The organism is Caulobacter sp. 1776, from assembly GCF_040545685.1.
Taxonomy (GTDB): domain Bacteria; phylum Pseudomonadota; class Alphaproteobacteria; order Caulobacterales; family Caulobacteraceae; genus Caulobacter.
Genome location: NZ_JBEPMI010000005.1, coordinates 320,006 through 337,416, shown reverse-complemented (window position 1 = coordinate 337,416; position 17,411 = coordinate 320,006). Strand labels below are relative to the sequence as shown.

Here is a 17,411-nt window from a genome sequence, read left to right as displayed (position 1 = left end):
GTTTGGAGCGTGGCGGACGCCGAAACCGCTCACACTTTCGGCTGCCACGCTTTAGCCTATGGGCTTGAGGGCGATCAAAAGTCCCACGATCATGCCCACGAACAGCATGCCCACACCTAGGGCGGCGTAACCGGCCTTCATCGTCATCCCTCCGCTATCCCTGCGACAAGATGACACTCGTTCTGGTTGCTACTTAGCTAACAACTCGCTCGAAAGTCACCAAACCGCGCTCGAAAATCACCAGGCGCCGATTTCGCGCAGTTGCCTCGCGAGGTCCGGCGGCAGGTCGGCGGCCTCGGCCTCGGTCAGGTCTGGCGGCGCGTCGGCGGGTGTCAGGTAGCGCCAGCCCTGGAAGGCCCGGCGCGGCTGCGGCGCGACCCGGATGATCGGTGGATCCACCGTCACCTCGCAGCGCGAGGCCGGACCCGAACCGACCGTGTCGATGGCCAGGATCTTCTGGCGGCACAGGACCTGGCCCTTGATCACCCGATACAGCGAGCCGCCGTCCAGGACCTCGTCGATCCGCTTGGGCGTCATGCGCGTATGCATGATCCACGGGCGGTCCGCTTCCTTGTGCCAGGCCAGGAGATCGTCGATCGTGTCGCAGCCGACGACCAGCTTGATGATGTGCAACGCCATGGGGGCTAGATAGCGCGCTGGGGCCCCAAGGCAACATGCCTGCTCGCCCCGAAGGGGAATGTCGTCGACGGTCCGCATGACAGCGTTATCGATTGGCGGTCGCGTTCTTGTGGGGGCGTGATCCGGACCTTTAGGGGGCCCGACACCGCCGTTACGGACGCCTTGTGGGGGGCCGTCCGCAGCGGCGGTTCTGTTTTGGGCCGACTTTCTCGCCCGCCATGACCTCCCAGATCATTTCTCTGCGCCGCGCCGCCTGCTCTAACCGCCAAGCTGAGCAGCGGAGTGAACACATGCCTATCGGACGCCGTGATTTCCTGAAGATGAGCGGCGGCGCCGTCGCCGCGACCGTCACGCCCAGCGCACTGGCCGCCGCCCCCGCCAAGCCGCGCCGGATCATCGACGTGCACATGCACGCCTATCCCGCCACGACCGTCTTCGCCGACCCCATCGTCAATCCGATCACGGGGGCCAAGAGCCCGATCCGTAACGGCGCCGAGCACATGGAAGCCTGTATCGCCGAGATGAAGCGGTGGAACGTGGTCAAGGGGATCGTCAGCGGCGGCGACGGCGATCGCCTGAAGGCGGCGACCGACTGGCATGACCGCGATCCGGCGCGCTTCGTCGCCGGAGCCGGCGTCCGGGGCTCCGACGATACGCCGCTGCCGCCGCTCGAGACGCTGCGCAAGGCGTTCGCCGACGGCAGCATCAAGGTGCTGGGCGAGGTGACCTCGCAATATGCCGGCCTGCCGCTGGGCGACCCGAAATACGATCCCTACCTGTCGCTGGCCGAGGAGTTCGACATTCCGGTGGCGCTGCACACCGGATCGATGCCGGGCGGGACCACCTTCGATCCCTGCTGCCGCACGGCGCGGGCGCGTCTCGGCAATCCAGAATATGTCGAGGAGGCGCTGAATAAGCATCCCAAGCTGCGCCTGAACCTGATGCACGGCGGCTGGCCGTATCTGGGCCAGACGATCGCCATCCTGATGCTGTACCCGAACGTCAACATCGACACCGGGGCCCTGGCCTGGCTACTGCCGCGTCCGGCCTTCCACGATATCCTGCGCCAGTTGGTCGACGCCGGCTTCAGCAAGCGGATCATGTTCGGCTCGGACCACATGTTCTGGCCCGATGGCATCGGCCTGGCCGTCCAGGGCGTCGAAAGCGCCGCGTTCCTGACCGAGCAGCAGAAGCAGGACATCTTCCACGACAACGCGGTGCGGTTCTACAAGCTGGCGGAGGCCTAGGGGGGCGGAAGGCGCCCCGCTACGCCGCGACCTTGGCTTCCAGCTTCACCAGCACCACGCCCTCGCTGACCTGGCCGCCCGCCGTGGCCGTGAGTTCGGCGACCACGCCGTCGAACGGCGCGGCCAGGGCGTGCTCCATCTTCATGGCTTCCAGGGTCAGCAGGGTCTGGCCCTTGGTCACCGTCTGGCCCGCTTCCACGGCGACCGAGACGATCTTGCCCGGCATGGGCGACAGGATCGCGCCGTCCGAGGCCGCCCCCTCGCCCGTCCCGCCGACCTTGGCCGTGAAGTCGAACTCGCGGACGTCACCGCCCTCGAAGGCATGGAACGGTCCCTTGCCGTAGATGCCGGGCAACACCTCGACATCGTCCAGGGCCCGGCCGTCCTCGACCGTGATGTCCCACGACCAGTCGTCGCCCCCAAGTCCAAGAGGCGCGCCCTCGACCAACGCCACGCGCAGCGGGGTCCGCCGGCCATCGACGTTGAACGGCAGGTCCATGGCCGCCCGCGGGGCGTTCATGCGAAAGCCCAGCAGGCGCGACGGCGCGCTAGCCCAAGGATCGGCGCGCGCCGTGTCGGCCTCGACGAAGCTCTCCAGCCGCTGGCCGATCGCGGCCAAGGTCGGGGCGTCGCTGAAGGTGCGCTCGACCAGTTCGTCCAGCCGCGCCTCGATGAAGCCGGTGTCGACCGCCCCGTCGACGAAGTCCGGATGGCTGGCGCACTTGGCCAGGAAGGCGGCGTTGGTCTTGACCGGCCAGACCTCGACAAGGCCGCAGGCCTCGGCCAGACGGGCGGCGGCGTCTTCGCGGTCGACACCGTGGGCGATCAGCTTGGCGATCATCGGGTCGTAGTAGGGCGTCACCTCCCCGCCCTCCTCGACCGCGCTGTCGACACGGACGTCGCCCTCGGGCAGGCGGAAGTGCGTCAGCTTGCCGGTCGACGGCAGGAAGCCGGTGGCCGGGTTCTCGGCGTAGAGGCGGGCCTCCATGGCCCAGCCGTCCAGCGTGATCTCGTCCTGCTCCAGCGGCAGCGGCTCGCCGGACGCCACCAACAGCTGCCACTCGACCAGATCCTGGCCGGTGACCATCTCGGTGACCGGGTGCTCGACCTGCAGGCGGGTGTTCATCTCCATGAACCAGATGCGGTCGGCGCGCAGGCCCTCGCTGGCGTCGGCGATGAATTCAACCGTGCCGGCCCCGACATAGCCGACGGCCTGGGCGGCCTTGACCGCCGCGGCGCAGACAGCGGCGCGGGTGGCCTCGTCCATGCCGGGGGCCGGCGCCTCCTCGATGACCTTCTGGTGGCGGCGCTGCAGCGAGCAATCGCGCTCGAACAGGTGGACGACGTTGCCGTGCTGGTCACCGAACACCTGCACCTCGATATGGCGCGGACGGGTGACGTACTTCTCCAGCAGCACCCGGTCGTCGCCGAAGCTGGCGGCGGCCTCGCGGCGGCACGAGCCCAGGGCGGCTTCGAAATCCTCGGCCCGCTCGACCTTGCGCATGCCCTTGCCGCCGCCGCCGGCCACGGCCTTGATCAGCACCGGATAGCCGATCTTGCCCGCCTCGGCGCTCAGGCGCTCCGCCGACTGGTCCTCGCCCAGATAGCCAGGCGTGGTCGGCACGCCGGCCTTGATCATCACGGCCTTGGCGGCGTCCTTCAGGCCCATGGCGCGGATGGCCGAGGGCGGCGGGCCGATCCAGGTCAGCCCCGCGTCGATCACGCTCTGGGCGAAGTCGGCGTTCTCGGACAGGAAGCCGTAGCCGGGATGGATGGCCTCGGCGCCCATCTGCCTGGCGGCCGCCAGGATCTTCTTCGGATCCAGATAGCTCTCCTTGGCCGGCGCCGGCCCGATCAGGATCGCCGCGTCCGCCTCCATCACGAACGGGGCGTTGGCGTCCGCCTCGGAATAGACGGCGATCGTCCGCACGCCCAGCTCACGGGCGGTGCGGATGATGCGACGGGCGATCTCGCCGCGATTGGCGATCAGGACGGAGGAGAGCAAGGCGGAGACCTACATCTGGGAAAGGGAGAAGAGCATCAGCGCGGTGAGCAGCACGCCGAACGACGTCACGCTGATCGTCCAGACGACGAACGTCTTGAGCAGGGCCCCGAAGATGCTGGAGCCGTAGCCCCCGCGCAGGGTCTGGAAGAGGTTGATCGGCGTCCACAGCGACACGATGCCGAACGCGGTCGGCCAGGCGGACATCGGCAGCACCATGCCGATCGCGTTCACCAGGAACGAGAACGATAGCAGGTTGGTGGCCACCAGCAGGTGGTCGTAGATGAAGTACTGGCGCTTGTTCACATAGACCAGCGCCAAGCTCAGGCCGATGATCGGCAGCAGCAGCACCGCCAAGCGGTGGGCCCAGCCGAACATCACGACCATGTAGTAGTCGGGGTTCTCGACAGCCTTGGCCAAGCCTTCCTTGAACCACCCGCCGACGTGCTTGCCGCCATGATCCTGGGGCGCGACGACGTGGACGTTGTTGGTGGTGGTTTCCCCCGTGGCGTCGTCGGTGGTCATGTGGACCATGTCCGCGCCGTCCTTGAAGTCGATGCCGCGGATCTGTTCGGCGGCCTTGTCGTTCTTGCCCTTGATCCTGGCCAGAGCTTCGGCGGCGGCGTTGGGGTTCTTTTCCAGGGCGTCCGCCTCGGCGATCGTCTCGGCGTAGCGCTCCTGGGTCTTCCTCACCTTCTTGTCGTAGCGCGCCGTGATCTTGGCCTTGTCGGCGCCCTCTTCCTTGAGGTCCTCGTCACGAGTCTCGACGGCGTCCTTCAGGCGTTCGTCGCGATTTTCGACGGCCTCCTTGCGCATCTCGTCGGCCTTGGCCTTGCGGCCCTGCGGCGTCGCGAGCTGGGCCGCCTCCTTCTCTTCCTTCTGCTCCTGCAGGTGCTTGATGCTGTGGATCGCGTGCTCGGCCGCGAAGATGAACAGCAGCAGCGCCACCAGGAAGGTGCGGAACGGCGGCACGTGCCGCACGATCCGGCCTTCCATGTAGTCCTTGGCCAGCTTGCCGGGCCTGAAGAACAGCAGCGGCAGGGTGTTGGCCAGGCGACCATCGAGGTGGAACATCCCCTCGATGGCTTCCCAGATCAGGTGCAGGATCGATCGGTGATGGGTGTCGGCGTTTTGGCCGCACGAATAGCAGTACCAGCCTTCCAAAGGCGTCCCGCAGTTCTTGCAGGGCTCGCCCTGATGGGTGAAGGGCTTCTTCCGCGGACGAATGAAACTCGCCGCCGAGTCCGCCGCCCCTGCTTCCAGATCCGCAGCCGTCATCACGCCCCCTGAAAACGATCCTGAAGTTGAGTCTTATTCAGCCCAGGACGGTTTACGACGGCCGAGGAAAGCGCGCACGCCTTCTTGTCCCTCTTCCGACACACGGCGACGGGCGATACGTCTGGCGCTCTCCTCGATCAGGCCCTTGTCGAGTTTCTGACCAACGAAGTCGTTGACCAGGGCCTTGGCGTCGCCGATGGCGCCGGGCGCGCACGGCGCCATTTCCTCGATCAGGGCGTCGCGGGCGACTTCCAGGCTGGCGACATCCTCGAACACCTCGTCGACTAGGCCGTAGCCCCAAGCGTCGTCGGCGTCGAACACCCGGCCGGTGGCGAACAGCAGCTTGGCGGTGCGCGGGCCGAGGGCCTGGATGACGTACGGGCTGATGGTCGCCGGGGTCAGGCCAAGTTTCACTTCCGAGAACGAGAACTTGGCGTCGACCAGCGCGATGGCGTGGTCGCAGGCGGCCACCAGACCCGCGCCGCCGCCGAAAGCCGGGCCTTCGACCAGCGCGACGGTCAAGGCCGGAATGTCGTGCAGGGCCTTGAGCATATGCGCCAGGTCGAGAGCGTCCTGGCGGTTGTCGTCCTCGTCCCACTCGACGGCCGCGCCCATCCATTCCAGGTCGGCGCCGGCGCTGAACGCGCCACCCACGCCGCGCAGGAACACGACCCGCACGCCTTCGGCCCCGTGCAGGGTTTCGAAGGCCTCGCGCAAGCCGGCGATGGTTTCGGCGTTGAAAGCGTTCTTCTTGTCGGGCCGGTTGATCCACACGGTGACCGCGCCGTCGGGCGTGCTGTCGATGTGGACCAGCGGAGTCATCGCGTCGGTGTCGGTCACCTCGACGATGGGGTCGGCGATCGGGTTGGTCATGGGTGGGTCCTTTTGTGACGCTACATCCGGAAAACGCCGAAGGTCGTCTCCGGGATCGGCGCATTCAGCGAAGCCGAGATGGCCAGACCCAAGACGTCGCGGGTTTGAGCCGGATCAATGATGCCGTCGTCCCACAGCCGCGCCGTCGCGTGGTAGGGATTGCCCTCGTCCTCGTAACGCTGGCGGATCGGCGCCTTGAAGGCCTCGGCCTCCTCGGGCGTCCACTTGGCGGCGTCGCGGTGGACGGTGGCCAGCACGCTGGCGGCCTGCTCGCCGCCCATCACCGAGATACGGCTGTTGGGCCAGGTGAACAGGAAGCGCGGGCTGTAGGCCCGGCCGCACATGCCGTAGTTGCCGGCCCCGAAGCTGCCGCCGATCAGCACCGTGAACTTGGGAACCTCGGCCGAGGCGACGGCCGTGACCAGCTTGGCGCCGTCCTTGGCGATACCGCCGGCCTCGTACTTGCCGCCGACCATGAAGCCCGAGATGTTCTGCAAAAACACCAATGGAATCTTGCGCTTGCAGGCCAGCTCTATGAAGTGCGCGCCCTTGACCGCGCTCTCGCTGAACAGCACCCCGTTATTGGCCAGGATCGCCACGGGCTGGCCCCAGATGCGCGCGAAGCCGCAGACCAGGGTCGCGCCGTACAGCGCCTTGAACTCGTCGAACCGGCTGCCGTCGACGATGCGGGCGATGACCTCGCGCACGTCGTAGGGCGCGCGGACGTCGGTCGGGACGATGCCGTACAGCTCCTCCGGAGCGTAGGCCGGCGGCTCGGCGTCGGCGATGACCAGTTCCTGCGGCTTGGTGGTGTTTAGATTGGCGACGATCGAGCGGACGATCTCCAGCGCGTGCTCGTCGTTCTCGGCCACGTGGTCGACGACACCCGAGCGACGGCCGTGGGTCTCGGCCCCGCCCAGCTCCTCGGCCGAGATGACCTCGCCCGTGGCGGCCTTCACCAGCGGCGGACCGGCCAGGAAGATGGTGCCCTGGTTGCGGACGATGACCGTCTCGTCGCTCATCGCGGGGACATAGGCGCCCCCAGCGGTGCACGAGCCCATGACACAGGCGATCTGGGGGATGCCCGCCGCGCTCATCCGCGCCTGGTTGAAGAAGATGCGGCCGAAGTGGTCGCGGTCGGGGAAGACCTCGGCCTGGTGCGGCAGGTTCGCGCCGCCGCTGTCGACCAGATAGACGCACGGCAGGCGGTTCTGGGCGGCGATCTCCTGAGCCCGCAGATGCTTCTTCACCGTCATCGGGAAATAGGCGCCGCCCTTCACCGTGGCGTCGTTGGCCACGATCATCACCTCGCGGCCGGACACCCGGCCAATGCCGCAGATCATACCCGCGCCCGGCGCCTCGCCGTCGTAGAGGTCGCAGGCGGCCAGCTGGCCGATCTCCAGGAACGGCGAGCCGGGATCCAGCAGGCGCTCGACGCGCTGGCGGGGCAAGAGCTTGCCGCGCGCGGCGTGGCGTTCACGCGAGCTTTCCGGACCGCCCAACGCCGCCGCCGCGACCTTTGCGCGCAGCTCCTCGGCCAGAGCGCGGTTATGGGCCGCGTTGCGGGCGAAAGCGTCGCCGGACGCGTCGATAACGGAGTTCAACTTCGGCATGAACGACGCTTAGCCTTTTCCACCCTGCCCAGGAAGTCGGAGTTTTTTGGACCCCGAACCCAAGGATTCAGAGCCAAAACCGTTCTCTTCCATTTCGGCTTCGTGAGCAACAGTTGCGCCTCAAGCTCGCCTTGTGGTCAAGCCTGCCCGATCAGGTTAGCGTCCGCGCCGTGGAAACGCCCCTGCCCGACGACTCGGCCTTAGCGCGCCTCTTCGCCCGCGAGCGGCGGAACGGAGCGGCCGCCTGGTTTTCCCTGCCCGGCGGCGCCACCCTGTTCGAGCCGGGCGAGGACGCGGACCAGCTCTATTTCCTGAAGACCGGGCGCCTGGGCGCCTTCCGCCGCGAGGAAGGCCAAGAGCCGCAGTTCCTCGGCGTGATCCGCCCCGGCGAACCGGCTGGCGAGATGGCCCTGGTCGGGGGCACGGCCCACTCGGCCAATATGGTGGCCCTGCGCGACAGCGAGGTGCTGTCCCTGCCCCGCGAGGACTTCTTCGAGGCGGCCGAGGGCGATCCGACCGTGATGCTGGAGCTGTCGCGGCTGATGATCCGCCGCGCGCGTCAGGCCCAGACCCACGCGGCGATCGGCGATCCTTCCGTGTTCGGCTTCATCGCCGTCGAGCCTGGCGCGGCGATCCGGCCGATCGTGGAGCGCCTGGCCCGGTGCATGGAAACCCTCGGCTATTCGGTCACCGTCGAAGGCGGCGAGTCCCTGTTGGCCCCGACCGAGTGGTTCAGCAATGTCGAGCGCGAGCACGACTTCGTCCTCTATGTCGCCGAGGCAGACGAGACCGCCTGGAAACACGTCGTCGGCCGTCAGGTGGACCGGTTGTTCCGGGTCGGGCGCGGCGAACGCGCCCCGCCGGCCAGCATCCCGAGCTACGCCTCCGGCCCGCTGCAGGCCCAGCGCCTGGTCGATCTAATACTGCTGCAGTCCGCCAACCTCTCGCGCCCCGTTGGCTCCGAGGCCTGGATGGCGGCCACCCAGGCGGCGCGGCTATTCCATCTGCGCGAGAACGGCCTGGCCGACTTGCAGCGGCTGGCGCGGGTGCTGACCGGTCAATCTGTGGGGCTGGTGCTCTCCGGCGGCGGCGCGCGGGCCTACGCCCATATCGGCGCGATCCAGGCGATGCGCGAGCGCGGCATCCCGATCGACTTCGTCGGCGGCGCCTCGATGGGCGCGATCGTGGCGGCGGGCCTGGCCATGGGGTGGGACGACGGCGAGCTGGAGACCCGCATCCACAAGGCCTTCGTCGATTCCAGCCCGCTGGACGACATCGCCTTTCCGATGATCGCCATGACTCGCGGCGAGAAGGTCAGGGCTCGGTTGGACGAGCATTTCGGCGTGGTCGACATCAGCGACCTGTGGCTGCCGTTCTTCTGCGTCTCGTCGAACCTGACCTCGGGCGCCTATCAGCTGCATCGCACCGGCGATCTGCAAAACGCTTTGCGGGCGACGATCTCCCTGCCGGGCGTGTTGCCCCCGGCCACCGAGAACGGGGCAGTGCTGGTCGACGGGGCAGTGATGAAGAATTTCCCCGCCGACGTGATGCGCTCGTTCCAGCTCGGCCCCATCGTCGGCGTCGATGTCACGCGGGGCCGCAGCATCACGGCCGAGGACATCGTCGCGCCGCCGTCGCTGTGGCGGTGGATCGCCTCGGGCGAATGGCGCAAGGGCCCGCCGATCGTGGCGCTGCTGATGCGCGCGGCGACGGTGACCACCGGCCGCGACCTGGCCGCCGCCCGCGAGGCCACCGACGTTCTGATCACCCCGAAGCTCGAAGGCATCGACATCCGCGACTGGCGCGCCTTCGATCCCGCCGTGAAGGCCGGCTACGTCGCCGCCAGCTTCGCGTTGGAGGGATTGCACGCCTCGGTGACCGAGCTCCGGCGGAGGCCGAGCCTGGCTGAACGACGGGCGGGGCTCACGCCTTCCGCGCGACGATGAACAGCCGCTTGAACGGGAACAGGGTCACGCCGTCTTCGCGGCGCGGATAGTCCTTGGCCAACCTTGCCCGCCAGGCGTCGAGGAACGGCTTTTTCTCATCGTCCGGCAACGCGTCGAGATAGGGCCGCAGAGTCGTGCCCATTGTCCAGTCGACGATCGGATCCTGACCATGCAGGGCGTGCAGGTACGTCGTGGTCCAGATGTCGATCTCGGGACAGGTCGGGGCCAGCCAGGCGTAGTAGTCGCGTGGGTCGTTGGCGTCGCGGACGCCCTCGACGCCGGTGAAGCGCCGAGCCCAGCGGCCGTCGGCGGCGATCTCGGCCAGGGTCGCGCGCCAGCCCAGGCCTTCGACCACCGGCATCTGGATCGCCAGAACGCCGCCAGCCGTCAGGTTCGCGGCCAAGCGTGGAATCAGGGCGGCGTGATTATCGACCCATTGCAGGGCCGCGTTGGTGAAGATCAGGTCGGCCGGCGCATCGGGCGAAAAGCCGCCAATGTCGCCTAGCACCCATTCGACGCGGGCGGGCAGCGCCTTGGCCCGCTCCAGCATCTCGGGGCTGGAATCCAGTCCTCTCACCCGCGCCGTAGGATGCCGCGCCGCCAGCAGCGCCGCCTGTTCGCCCGGTCCGCAGCCCAGATCCCAGATTTCGCGCGGGTCGAGGTCGCGGGGGATGGCCGTCAGCAGATCCAGGGCGGGCCGTTCGCGATAGCGGCGATAGAGGGCGTAGACATCCGGGTCCCAACTGGCCATGCGAACTCCCCCGCGACAATCCGCCTGGATGCAACCTGCGCCTTTGTGAAGAATTCTTCTCATAGGCGAAGATTCATCATACGGTCTGAGTCAGGTCTCCGACAGAGGGACTACTAGGGAAGGATTCACGCGGAATGCCCACGCATATACGTCTTGTCCCGAGCGGCCCTTCGGCGCCGGCTCCGATGATCCGTCGTTTCAATTTCAACCGCCCTCTGGCGATTGGCGCGGCCCTGGTGCTTTGGGCGGCCATCCTGGTTGGCCTACGCCTCCTGGCGGTCTGATCGCCTGCGACCTCGCGTCGCGCACGGTTTCCTCTTTTCAACCGCGCGGTCAGACCCCATGTTCCTCTTGTGTTGTTCAACCAACTGAAAGGAGGTGACCAGTGTCTCATTGTCTCCAACCGCGGTCGCAAGTCGTGACCTGGAGCCTTAAGATCGAGGTCTCCGCCTAGGCGTTGAGCTCCAAAGGTTTCTAAGTCACGCGCTGCGAAAGCGGCCACGACGATGGAGGGCCGTCCCGAGCAATCGGGGCGGCCCTTTTCAATTGATATCAAGCCCCGATCAGTTCGCGGCCGATCAGGAAGCGGCGGATCTCGTTGGTGCCGGCGCCGATGTCGTACAGCTTGGCGTCGCGCAGCAGGCGCTCGACCGGCCATTCCTTGGTGTAGCCCGCGCCGCCCAGGGCCTGGATAGCCTCCAGCGACACCTTCACCGCGTTCTCGCTGGCCATCAGGATCGCGCCGGCCGCGTCGAAGCGGGTGGTCTTGCCCGCGTCGCAGGCTCGCGCCACCGCGTAGACATAGGCTCGGGCCGAGTTCAGGGCCACGTACATGTCGGCGATCTTGCCCTGCATCAGCTGGAACGAGCCGATCGCCTGGCCGAACTGCTTGCGGTCCCGCACATACGGCAGGACGATGTCGAGGCAGGCCTGCATGATGCCCAAGGGACCCGCGCTCAGCACGGCGCGCTCGTAGTCCAGGCCGCTCATCAGCACGCCGACGCCGCCGCCGACCGGGCCCATGATGTTCTCTTCGGGGATCTCGCAGTCCTCGAACACCAGCTCGGCGGTGTCCGATCCGCGCATGCCCATCTTGTCCAGCTTCTTGGAGACGCTGAAGCCCTTCATGCCCTTCTCGACGATGAAGGCGGTGATGCCGCGGCTCCCCTCGCCCGTCTTGGCGTAGACCACCAGGGTGTCTGCGTGCGGGGCGTTGGTGATCCAGAACTTTGTCCCGTTCAGGACGTAGCGGTCGCCGACCTGTTCGGCGCGCAGCTTCATCGAGACGACGTCCGAGCCCGAACCAGCCTCGCTCATCGCCAGCGAGCCGACATGCTCGCCGCTGATCAGCTTGGGCAGGTAGCGCTGCTTCTGGTCCGGCGTGGCCCAGCGGCGGATCTGGTTGACGCAGAGGTTCGAGTGGGCGCCGTAGCTCAGGCCTACCGAGGCCGAGGCGCGCGACACCTCTTCCATGGCGATCACATGCTCGAGATAGCCGAGACCCAAGCCGCCGAACTCCTCCTCGACCGTGATGCCGTGCAGGCCAAGATCGCCCATCGGAACCCACAGCTCGCGCGGGAAGACGTTGGTCTCGTCAATCCGGGCCGCCAGCGGCGCGATCTTGTCGGCGGCGAAGCGCGCGGTGGTTTCACGGATCGCGTCGGCCGTGTCGCCCAGCGCGAAGTCCATCGAGGGTGCGAAATTTGTCGTCATGGCTGCTCCCATAGCACGAACGCCCGCGGATCATCGAGACCCGCGGGCGTTCTTGCTCAGGTTACGCGAGGTAAGGAAACTATTCCTCGTCGGCGACGTCCGGACCAGCCAGGCGGCGCAGCAGCAGATAGGCCGAGACCACGAAACAGATCGCGCCGACCATGCTGGCGCCGTAGCCGAACAGCTTGACCCCGCTGTCCGAACCCGCGGCCACGGTCAGGATCCACAGCACACCGCCGCCAAACAGGGCCAGGCCCAAAATGCCGAGGCTGATCAGCAGGCTGGTGTTGCCGAAACGCGGTTGCTCCGACTCGACCATCGGCACGTCCATGGCGCCGAGGTTCACCTCTTCGCTGGTCGAGAAGCCGCCGAGGTTGAACACCGAAGAGCCGGCGGCCGGCGCGCCGAACAGGGTCGGCTCGCTGGGGGCCGGCTTGGCGATCGGCGCGAAGGCCTCGACCGGCGTGGGCTTTTCGACCTCTTCGACCGGCTGCGGCGTCAAGCGGAACGGCGTGAACTCGACCGGAGCGGCCGGAGACGGTTCGATCGGCTCGACGGGCGTGGTGGTCGGCTCATTCTGGAACAAGACCGGCGCGGGCTCGGTCACGGCTGGCTGCACCGGAGCCGGCGGCTCGGGCAGGCCTAGGTCATCCTGGCGCGCGACCGGCTTGGTGGTCCCGAGGGTGTTCTGGGCGGCCGGCGGGGCGTCGGACAGGATGGCTTCCAGGCGCGCGCTGACCGCGGCGGCCGATTGTTCGGTGGCGGTCGGGCCGTCCTCTTCCGGGACAACCACGCTCAGCGGCAGGCCTTCCTCGCGCTCGGCGACGACCCGGTCGCCTTCGGTGCGGGTGTTGACCGCCATCGGTGTCTGCTTGGGGATCGCGCAGCTGGCGTCGTAGTCCACCTTCGGACGCAGCACCGGGCTGGGCGCGGGCACCCACTCGCCATTGGCGGGCGTCAGGAACAGGGTCTTCTCGGCCGAGCGACGGCGCACCAGGGCGTCGATGACGATCCGCTCGCCCTCGAAGTCGGCCTTGCGCCACATCTCCATCGCGCACGCGGCTTGCAGAAGCGAGCCCTCGTTGATCCGGCGCAGCACGCCCGAGCGGAGGAAGTTGTCGAGGCCGATATTGAAGGCGAAGCAGGCCAGCGCGTCGAACTGGTTCTGGTTCAGCGGCGTATAGGTGTGCTCGTTGACCGAGTGGGCGACCGAGATCAAGTCGTACAGCAACAGGGCCTCGGCGTCCTTTTCCGAGACGGAGGCGCCCTCGCGAGCGGTCAAGGTGTGGCCATAGCCGACCGTCCAGCGCCCGTCGGGGAGCTGCGCGGCCTTCTGACGGTAGCCTTCGAATCTCTTGATGAGATCGACGGCCGCCCGGGTGACCTGATGGCGCGGTTTCATCGCGGAGTTTGACCCAGTTTGAGACAGACGCGGATGCGTTCGCCTGTCCCGGCGCAAGGTCGGCGCCAGTTTCCCTTAAACCCTCAGTGCAGCAGCAGCGCCGCGATCAGCAGCACCGCGAAGAAGCCGGTGAAGTCGGTCAGGAAGGTCACGAAGATCGATGACGACACCGCCGGGTCGCGTCCCATCTTCTCCAGGGCCAGCGGCGCTAGGATACCGCCCAGGGCGGCGGTGAAGATGTTGGCGATCAGCGCCGCGCCGACGATGATCGCCAGCTTGCCGTGGTGGTCCTTGGCTCCGAAGAACAGATAGGTCGCCGTGCCCATAACCAGAGCCAGGCACAGGCCGTTGACCAGGCCGACCAGAAGCTCGCGCAGGACGATCCGGCGGGCGTTGGCCGTGGTCAGCTCCTTGCTAGCCAGGGCGCGCACGGCCACGGCCAGGGTCTGGGTGCCGGCATTGCCGCCCAGGGAGGAGACGATCGGCATCAGAATGGCCAGGGCCACCAGCTGGGCGATCTCGGCCTGGAAGATCGCCACGCCGCTAACCGCCAGGGTGGCGGTGGCCAGGTTCAGCATCAGCCAGGGCAGGCGCGACTTGACGATCTCGACCACCGAGGCGTCGCGGCCGGCGTCGGACACGCCGGCCAGGGCCAGGATGTCCTCCTCGGCCTCGTCGCGGATGACCTCGACGATGTCGTCGACGGTGATCTGGCCCACCAGCCGTCCGCCCGGCTCGATCACCGGGGCGCTGATCAGGTGGTACTTGTCGAAGATGTAGGCGACCTCTTCCTGGTCCATCTCGACGGCGATTTCGGTGACCGCCTCCATCAGCTCGGTCAGCGGCGTGTCGCGGCGGCTGCGCAGCAGGATGCTGATCGGGATCGCCCCCACCGGCTTGAAGGTGGGATCGACCACATAGACGTCGAAGAACAGCTCGGGCAGCTGGTCGCCCGCTTCGCGGACGTGATCGATGGTCTGGCCGACGGTCCAGAATTCCGGCGCGGCCAGGAACTCGCGCTGCATCAGGCGACCGGCGGTCTCGTCCTCGTAAGACAGGGTCGTCTCGATGGCGGCGCGGTCGATCTCGCCCATGGCGGCCAGCACCTGGAAGCGCTTGGTGTCGTCGAGGTCGTCGATGACGTCGGCGGCGTCGTCGGTGTCCAGCTCCTCGAGGGCGCGGGCCAGGGTGACCGACGGCGTGGCCTCCAGCACCTCCTCGCGGAGGTTCTCGTCCATCTCCGAGATGATCTCGCCCAGCGCCTCGGGATCGAGCAGCGGGATGATCTCTTCGCGATAGTCGGCGGTCAGGAAGCCCATCAGGTCGGCGACGTCGGCCGGCTCCAGCGCCGTGACCAGTTCGCGCAGACGCTTGGTGTCGCCGCTGTCGGCGGCGTCGACCACCATCTCGACATAATCGGGATTGAGGGCGTAGTCGTCGCCGAGGGCGAGATCTTCCAGCTCCTCGGGGGTCTCGGATTTCGGCAGCCGGATCTGGGCCAGCGGGATGTCGTCCAGCGCGTCGTCGGTCAGTTCGGCGGTGTCCCGGGTCATGGGGGCCTCCTGAGCTCTAGGCTGCTGGGTTCGTCGCGAAAGGGTCCGATGAAGCGACCCTGAGGCGAAATCAGGGCCAGAAACGATTAGAGCGCCCCTCGCGAGTCGGAAACCGATTTCGCCAGGCGCGCTCTAATCTGTGTTCAACACTGGTGCGGTCGAGAAGACTCGAACTTCCACATCTTGCGATACAGCGACCTCAACGCTGCGCGTCTACCAATTCCGCCACGACCGCTCGTGGTGAGGGGCGGCAGGTAGCAAACTGAATCGGCTTTGGGAAGTCGGAAGTTTCGCTATGAGCGAAACCAAGCCTGCGACGAATTAGGTCCCGCCGGCCATGTAGTCGTAGACGTCGGCCGCGCGGGTCACCTGGATGGCGATGCGGTCGTCGCTGATCTGGATTTCGCCGCGCGCGATCGGATGGTTGTTGGCCAGGATCCACACTTCGTCATTGGTCTTGGCGTCCAGCGGGATCACCGCGCCGCGGCCCATGCGCAGAAGTTGCTGCATAGGCAGGATCGAGCGGCCCAGCAGGACCGAGATCTCGACATTGACGGCGTTGACCTGGCTCACGAAGTAAGACCCTTGAACTGACTCAAACGACCGACCGGGTCGCCGCGTCTCGATTGCAAGATTAGGGCCGTATGCTTGCTCTCCCGTTAAACCCTGAAAATGCTGGGCTTCCGACCATGGGCCGCGATGACGCGGCGCCGGTGGGGTGGGCGGTTTCGACCGACTACGTGGATTACCCGGCAGCCGTTGCCGCCATGGAGGCCCGCGCGGCCGCCATCGCCGACGGGACTGCGGGCGAGCTGATCTGGCTGCTGGAGCATCCGCCGCTCTACACGGCCGGCGTTTCGGCCAAGGGCGCCGACCTGATCGAGCCCGACCGCTTTCCGGTGTTCGAGAGCGGGCGCGGCGGGCAGTTCACCTATCACGGCCCCGGACAGCGCGTGGCCTATGTCATGCTGGATCTGACCCGGCGGGGCCGCGACGTGCGCGCCTTCGTCGCGGCGCTGGAGGCCTGGATCATCGACGCCCTGGCCGCCTTCAACGTCACCGGCGAGCTGCGCGACGGCCGGGTCGGCGTCTGGGTCGAGCGCAAGGGCCCGGGCTGGAGCCGCGAGGACAAGATCGCCGCCATCGGGGTGAAGCTGCGCAAGTGGGTCAGCTTCCACGGCATCAGCCTGAACGTGGAGCCGGATCTTAGCCACTTCTCCGGCATCGTCCCCTGCGGCCAGACCGAGCATGGCGTGACCAGCCTGGTCGACCTGGGCCTGCCCGTGACCTTGGACGAGGCCGACGCGGCGCTGAAGGCCAGCTTCGAGAAGGTGTTCGGGCCGGTCGAGGACGCGCCCCCGCCTGGCGCGCCGGTCTAGATCGAGACCGTCTTCAGCGGATTGGGGCCGTAGCGGTTGGCGCCCTGCTCGCCGCCCATCACGCCCAGCTCGACGATCGCCCAGACGAGCACCAGCGAGAACATGAAGTCGAGGAAGTGTTCGGGCTGCGGCCACACCGCGATCACCGCCGCCAGGATCAGTAGCGCCCACCAGCCTGAGCGGCCGCGGTCGTGCAGTCGTTTGGACAGCACGCAGGCGCCCGAGAACAGCAGGGCCGGATAGACCAGCCAGCCGGTCAGCCAGTGCAGGGTGTAGCCGGCGATGGCCTCGTACACGACCGCCACGCCGATCAGGACACCGGCGGCGATCAGAAACGGCGTGCGCGACAGCCTGCCGTTCGCCGACAGGAACAGTTCCGCCCATTCGCTTCGATCGCTCATGCCCGCCCTTGCGCCCATCGAGTCGGCCGCGCGCCGACGCGGGCAATCTAGAGCCTGTGTCGCGGTGGAGAAAGAGCCGCCTCAGTCGAAGGTCGCGGCCACGTCCAGCGTCGGCGCACCGATCCCCTTGGGCGAGGGCCCGTAACGGTTGGGGCCTTGTGTGCCGTCGATGAAGCCATAGTCGATGAGCATGTACATCGCGACCAAGCCCATCGGTATCTTGAGCCAGTCGTTCATCAGGTTCACCCCGAAGCGCACCATCACGAGGCCGACCTCGGGGAAGATATAGATGACGAGCAACAGGCCGCTCGTGAAGAGCGCCGATCGGTTCCGATCATGGCCACGCTTGATGAGGATCGCCGCCGTCGGCCAGAGGCTGGCCACATTCAGCGCCAAGCGAAACCAGGATGGCCGCCCCGCCCTGAACAGCGATTCGCCGAAGAACGGCCCGACGACGAGCTGGGTCGCGATCTGAAGGAGCAACAGACCAAGATTGGCGATCCAGAACTCAAGCCGCCGAAAGCGCCCGTCAAAGCTGAAGAAGTCCTCGAGGGCAAGATTGAGCTTACGCGCCATGAGGTGAAGCTAGACGCTCCACCTCTAGCTGCAAAGCC

At 67.2% G+C, this 17,411-nt stretch carries 16 protein-coding genes, 1 tRNA gene and 1 pseudogene; 4 read left to right on the top strand and 14 right to left on the bottom strand.

Going from position 1 to position 17,411, the window contains the following annotated elements; translation table 11 throughout:
• Window positions 1–51: 51 nt before the first annotated feature.
• Both ABIC66_RS15320 and ABIC66_RS15315 read right to left on the bottom strand, forming a co-directional pair.
• Entirely contained in the window at window positions 52–141 is a 90-nt protein-coding gene (locus tag ABIC66_RS15320) for a hypothetical protein (protein WP_354071134.1), read from the bottom strand.
• 96 nt (window positions 142–237) lie between these two features.
• Entirely contained in the window at window positions 238–639 is a 402-nt protein-coding gene (locus ABIC66_RS15315; protein WP_354071133.1) for a DUF1489 family protein, read from the bottom strand.
• 290 nt (window positions 640–929) lie between these two features.
• Between ABIC66_RS15315 and ABIC66_RS15310 the strand changes: the two genes are divergently transcribed.
• Window positions 930–1,886 (top strand): amidohydrolase family protein, encoded by a 957-nt coding sequence (locus ABIC66_RS15310; protein WP_354071132.1) that lies wholly within the window; start codon window positions 930–932, stop codon window positions 1,884–1,886.
• Window positions 1,887–1,905: 19 nt separating this feature from the next.
• Here ABIC66_RS15310 and ABIC66_RS15305 read toward each other — a convergent pair whose 3' ends face one another.
• From ABIC66_RS15305 to ABIC66_RS15290, 4 genes are read right to left on the bottom strand one after another with little or no spacing between them, the layout of a single operon-like run.
• The gene (locus ABIC66_RS15305) at window positions 1,906–3,891 is read right to left on the bottom strand and encodes an acetyl/propionyl/methylcrotonyl-CoA carboxylase subunit alpha (protein WP_354071131.1); all 1,986 of its coding nucleotides are present in this window, start codon (window positions 3,889–3,891) and stop codon (window positions 1,906–1,908) included.
• A gap of 9 nt (window positions 3,892–3,900) precedes the next feature.
• Window positions 3,901–5,166, bottom strand: a complete 1,266-nt coding sequence (locus ABIC66_RS15300) for a DUF3667 domain-containing protein (protein ID WP_354071130.1) — start codon at window positions 5,164–5,166, stop codon at window positions 3,901–3,903.
• 33 nt (window positions 5,167–5,199) lie between these two features.
• Complete coding sequence (locus ABIC66_RS15295) at window positions 5,200–6,039, bottom strand: enoyl-CoA hydratase-related protein (RefSeq protein ID WP_354071129.1); 840 nt, start codon at window positions 6,037–6,039, stop codon at window positions 5,200–5,202.
• A gap of 20 nt (window positions 6,040–6,059) precedes the next feature.
• Entirely contained in the window at window positions 6,060–7,652 is a 1,593-nt protein-coding gene (locus ABIC66_RS15290; RefSeq protein WP_354071128.1) for a carboxyl transferase domain-containing protein, read from the bottom strand.
• A gap of 170 nt (window positions 7,653–7,822) precedes the next feature.
• On the opposite strand from ABIC66_RS15290, the gene ABIC66_RS15285 reads away from it, so the two are divergent.
• On the top strand, window positions 7,823–9,598 hold the full coding sequence (locus ABIC66_RS15285; protein ID WP_354071294.1) for a patatin-like phospholipase family protein: 1,776 nt from the start codon (window positions 7,823–7,825) through the stop codon (window positions 9,596–9,598).
• On the opposite strand, the gene ABIC66_RS15280 is transcribed toward ABIC66_RS15285, so the two are convergent.
• Window positions 9,576–10,349, bottom strand: coding sequence for a methyltransferase domain-containing protein (locus ABIC66_RS15280; RefSeq protein WP_354071127.1), 774 nt, complete (start codon window positions 10,347–10,349; stop codon window positions 9,576–9,578). The genes ABIC66_RS15285 and ABIC66_RS15280 overlap by 23 nt on opposite strands.
• A gap of 368 nt (window positions 10,350–10,717) precedes the next feature.
• Between ABIC66_RS15280 and ABIC66_RS15275 the strand changes: the two are divergent.
• Window positions 10,718–10,803, top strand: a pseudogene (locus ABIC66_RS15275) (hypothetical protein).
• A 98-nt stretch (window positions 10,804–10,901) separates the two neighbouring features.
• On the opposite strand, the gene ABIC66_RS15270 reads toward ABIC66_RS15275, so the two are convergent.
• From ABIC66_RS15270 to ABIC66_RS15250, 5 genes are all read right to left on the bottom strand, one after another.
• Window positions 10,902–12,062, bottom strand: a complete 1,161-nt coding sequence (locus tag ABIC66_RS15270) for an isovaleryl-CoA dehydrogenase (RefSeq protein WP_354071126.1) — start codon at window positions 12,060–12,062, stop codon at window positions 10,902–10,904.
• Between the two features lie 79 nt (window positions 12,063–12,141).
• A complete protein-coding gene (spmX, locus tag ABIC66_RS15265; RefSeq protein ID WP_354071125.1) occupies window positions 12,142–13,464 on the bottom strand; it encodes a lysozyme-family localization factor SpmX in 1,323 nt (440 codons plus the stop codon).
• Between the two features lie 83 nt (window positions 13,465–13,547).
• Window positions 13,548–15,017 carry a magnesium transporter gene (gene mgtE, locus ABIC66_RS15260; protein WP_354071124.1) on the bottom strand — a complete coding sequence of 490 codons (1,470 nt, stop codon included), beginning with the start codon at window positions 15,015–15,017 and terminating at the stop codon, window positions 13,548–13,550.
• A gap of 150 nt (window positions 15,018–15,167) precedes the next feature.
• A tRNA-Leu gene (locus ABIC66_RS15255) sits at window positions 15,168–15,252 on the bottom strand.
• Window positions 15,253–15,338: 86 nt separating this feature from the next.
• Window positions 15,339–15,644, bottom strand: a complete 306-nt coding sequence (locus ABIC66_RS15250) for a FliM/FliN family flagellar motor switch protein (protein ID WP_354071292.1) — start codon at window positions 15,642–15,644, stop codon at window positions 15,339–15,341.
• 17 nt (window positions 15,645–15,661) lie between these two features.
• Between ABIC66_RS15250 and lipB the strand changes: the two genes are divergently transcribed.
• Entirely contained in the window at window positions 15,662–16,396 is a 735-nt protein-coding gene (lipB, locus tag ABIC66_RS15245; RefSeq protein WP_354071123.1) for a lipoyl(octanoyl) transferase LipB, read from the top strand.
• Here the strand turns inward: lipB and ABIC66_RS15240 are convergent.
• Entirely contained in the window at window positions 16,393–16,797 is a 405-nt protein-coding gene (locus ABIC66_RS15240; protein ID WP_354071122.1) for a DUF805 domain-containing protein, read from the bottom strand. The genes lipB and ABIC66_RS15240 overlap by 4 nt on opposite strands.
• A gap of 81 nt (window positions 16,798–16,878) precedes the next feature.
• Window positions 16,879–17,373 (bottom strand): DUF805 domain-containing protein, encoded by a 495-nt coding sequence (locus ABIC66_RS15235; protein ID WP_354071121.1) that lies wholly within the window; start codon window positions 17,371–17,373, stop codon window positions 16,879–16,881.
• Between the last annotated feature and the right edge of the window lie 38 nt (window positions 17,374–17,411).

What these genes read in the sequence shown, in the direction of transcription:
- ABIC66_RS15320 (WP_354071134.1), bottom strand. Translation starts at nt 141, where the DNA reads ATGAAGGCCGGTTACGCCGCCCTAGGTGTGGGCATGCTGTTCGTGGGC.
- ABIC66_RS15315 (WP_354071133.1), bottom strand. Translation starts at nt 639, where the DNA reads ATGGCGTTGCACATCATCAAGCTGGTCGTCGGCTGCGACACGATCGAC.
- ABIC66_RS15310 (WP_354071132.1), top strand. Translation starts at nt 930, where the DNA reads ATGCCTATCGGACGCCGTGATTTCCTGAAGATGAGCGGCGGCGCCGTC.
- ABIC66_RS15300 (WP_354071130.1), bottom strand. Translation starts at nt 5,166, where the DNA reads ATGACGGCTGCGGATCTGGAAGCAGGGGCGGCGGACTCGGCGGCGAGT.
- ABIC66_RS15295 (WP_354071129.1), bottom strand. Translation starts at nt 6,039, where the DNA reads ATGACCAACCCGATCGCCGACCCCATCGTCGAGGTGACCGACACCGAC.
- ABIC66_RS15290 (WP_354071128.1), bottom strand. Translation starts at nt 7,652, where the DNA reads ATGCCGAAGTTGAACTCCGTTATCGACGCGTCCGGCGACGCTTTCGCC.
- ABIC66_RS15280 (WP_354071127.1), bottom strand. Translation starts at nt 10,349, where the DNA reads ATGGCCAGTTGGGACCCGGATGTCTACGCCCTCTATCGCCGCTATCGC.
- ABIC66_RS15270 (WP_354071126.1), bottom strand. Translation starts at nt 12,062, where the DNA reads ATGACGACAAATTTCGCACCCTCGATGGACTTCGCGCTGGGCGACACG.
- spmX (WP_354071125.1), bottom strand. Translation starts at nt 13,464, where the DNA reads ATGAAACCGCGCCATCAGGTCACCCGGGCGGCCGTCGATCTCATCAAG.
- mgtE (WP_354071124.1), bottom strand. Translation starts at nt 15,017, where the DNA reads ATGACCCGGGACACCGCCGAACTGACCGACGACGCGCTGGACGACATC.
- lipB (WP_354071123.1), top strand. Translation starts at nt 15,662, where the DNA reads ATGCTTGCTCTCCCGTTAAACCCTGAAAATGCTGGGCTTCCGACCATG.
- ABIC66_RS15240 (WP_354071122.1), bottom strand. Translation starts at nt 16,797, where the DNA reads ATGAGCGATCGAAGCGAATGGGCGGAACTGTTCCTGTCGGCGAACGGC.
- ABIC66_RS15235 (WP_354071121.1), bottom strand. Translation starts at nt 17,373, where the DNA reads ATGGCGCGTAAGCTCAATCTTGCCCTCGAGGACTTCTTCAGCTTTGAC.